Raw genomic sequence first — 2,050 nt, 5'->3', positions numbered from 1 at the left:
TCTGCCAGTTCGTCTTTTTTAGCCAAAGCATCTGCATCATCTTTTACAATAAAACCAACTGGTTGTGTAATGTAAAGAACATCAATGGTTTCGTCTTTATAATAAGCACCTGGCATTCCTGGTACACGTAATAAATTGTTATTTCTCGGAGCAAAGGGGGCTTTCTGTCTACCTTCTAAAAGATAAAGCCAAGACTTTCTCTGACTATTAAAAGTTAATGATTTCAAGTAGTTCCACCCCCAAATATTTCTTTTACTTTCTGATCTCGTTCTTGAAATTCTGTCACGCTTTTATACGTGTGTCTTCCTATCTCTCGTCCATCCATTTGGTTGATAACAGTCGTATAGATAACAGCTTCACCTTGTACTTGTTGTGGTTGACTCAACCTATTAGCAATCCGATCCGCTTCACCAGTTGGGCTGATACCTTCTGCGTATCCAGGTATGCTGTTTAATGAGTTTAGGATTTTCTTAGATTCTTCGTGGGTGAAAATTTGAGTACCTCTTGGAAGGTTTGCTAATCCAAAATCAAACATCCCCCACTGATCACCATATCTTGCTAACTCAAATCCTTTCTCACCTATCCATGTCAGTCCACCTTCAAAATAATCAGTACCGTCTGCATTAGATGGATACTGTTTGTGTTGTAACGATGGAGTTCGAGCACTAGGTGCCGGCATAGAAATTTTCTGAGTGAATATATCTCTAACATTTCTCCAAGCACTTCTAGCTTCATTTAATAGCGATAAAGTAGAACCTAAAGAAGGTGATGGAACAGTGATTTTCCCCTCAAATGTTTCTTTTATTTCATCCCATGTTTCCTTACCTTTTCCGTATATTTTCGCGAAAGGTACAGCTACATCAATAGCTAATTGATCCCACAAACTTAATATTTCACCTGTTGTAGTATCTATTTCATCTAACAAGTCTGGATTTTTTTCTTTAGCAGTGTCGATTACGCCTTGATGCATGTTTTCTGCTTCTCTGATGGTCTCGTCTTTTCGACGTTCAGCATCTTCAATTAGTTGATCTGTTAAACCTTCTTCAATTTCTTCTAATTCATCTCGCATGTTTTCATAGGTTGTTTTTTGTAAATAGTACTGTTCTTCAGCTTCAGCAATAACACCATCTTTTGTTTCAATAGATCTCTTGATCGTGTCAGCCATTTGCCTTTTTCCGATATCTTCTGCTTGGTCTTTCATTCTTTCCATTATGATTTGTTGCTCTTGTTCAGTTTCAGACAACACTTCTATTGCGTTATCCATTCTTTCTTGTCTTAATCGTTCTAGTTCTTTATTCTCTTCTTCTGTTGTACTCCTGTTTTCTTCTACAGCAGTTTCTAAAATTTCATTCATTCTCTCTGTCGCTTCTTCAGTTACTTTAATTCTTTCTTCAAAACTTTCTGTTGCACTTTTTAATATATCAGCTTGTTCATCTTCGCTAATATCTTTAGCTCCTTCAAACATTTCTTGGATAGCAGCTAGACTTTCATCCTTACGTTGATTCAATCCATCTATAATTTGTTGTCCCATTTGATCGAAAGTTCCAGACAATTCCTCTGCCATTTCCTCTGTTACTTCTTGTCCACTCCATGCCAGTTGATTTAATTGTGAAGTTGCCTCATCATTTAATTCCATAAAGCTACTAACTGCTTGTTGAGTATTCTCTGAAACGGAATCACCAAACAGGTCAATTTCCGGAATAACATCTTGTTTCATGTGATTGTGTAATGCAATACCGCCTGCAGTTAAACCAGCGATTGCTGCTGTTGCTCCTAGTAATGGACCACTACCTGCAGCTAGGGTTCCTAATCCGCCAATTAAACTGGCTTTACCTGCTGCACCGCCTGTGGCATCACCTTTTTTACCAATTGCACCGGACAGTTTGCCGAGCATACCCAACGTACCACTTGCAGTTCTGGTTATCCCACCTAATGCCAGTGAAGCAGGACCAACTGCAGCTGCAAAGCCAGCCATTTTGATAATATTATCTTGAGTGGAATCGTCTAATTCTCCGAACCAATCTACCACTTCAGTTAGCTTTTCTACACC

The 2,050-nt window shown here is 38.6% G+C and carries 1 protein-coding gene and 1 pseudogene; both read right to left on the bottom strand.

Annotation, left to right across the window (positions count from 1 at the left end):
• The coding region (locus D569_RS0122120) for a phage tail domain-containing protein (protein ID WP_018934607.1) at positions 1–227 on the bottom strand (227 nt) is incomplete at its 3' end.
• Positions 224–2,050, bottom strand: a pseudogene (locus D569_RS24700) (hypothetical protein); the annotation flags it as partial. The gene D569_RS0122120 and the pseudogene D569_RS24700, both read right to left, overlap by 4 nt.

The organism is Gracilibacillus lacisalsi DSM 19029, from assembly GCF_000377765.1.
GTDB classification, from domain to species: domain Bacteria; phylum Bacillota; class Bacilli; order Bacillales; family Amphibacillaceae; genus Gracilibacillus; species Gracilibacillus lacisalsi.
This window is presented reverse-complemented; position numbering and strand designations above follow the sequence as displayed.